General features: G+C 62.9%; 1 protein-coding gene. It reads right to left on the bottom strand.

The genetic code is table 11. The features are described 5' to 3' along the window. The coding region (gene rdfA, locus DEQ92_RS22620) for a rod-determining factor RdfA (RefSeq protein WP_342764761.1) at window positions 1–231 on the bottom strand (231 nt) is incomplete at its 3' end. Window positions 232–455 lie beyond the last annotated feature (224 nt).

Genomic DNA, 455 nt, shown 5'->3' with positions numbered 1-455 from the left:
ATTCTCGTACGTCGAAGAGACATCGCTCTCGAGCGCGCTCATTCCGGCGTCGATGAGGGCTTGCTCTAGGAGCCGTTCGTTGAAGTAATCCGCGAGGTCGCGCAGGCTCGTCCGCTCGACGCCGTCGCCCGTCCAGCGGGCTTCGAGCTCGTCTCCGAGGCCGTCGAGGCCGTATTCGGAGATCAGCCGCGCCACCTTGCTCGATGGTCGATTGTCGGTCGTGTTTGACATTGGGGTTCTTTCGCCGAAGGGTCTGAAAAATGTACTGGGCTGTCGGTCCTGATGGGGCTCAGATCGACGTCACGCGTGTGAACCGGTCGTCGAGGGCCTGTGCGTCTTCGGGCAGCAGCGCGACGACGAGGAAGTCCGCGTAGTCCGCGAAGTACTCGACGAGCGCGGCGATCCGGTCGGAGTCGATCGCTTCCAGCGAGTCGAGCACCATAAACGGCACCGAC

The sequence above is a fragment of the Haloferax sp. Atlit-6N genome (genome assembly GCF_003383195.1).
In the GTDB taxonomy this organism is placed as follows: Archaea; Halobacteriota; Halobacteria; order Halobacteriales; family Haloferacaceae; genus Haloferax; species Haloferax gibbonsii.
The sequence above is the reverse complement of the archived record's forward strand: the minus strand, read 5'-3'. Positions and strand labels throughout refer to the sequence as shown.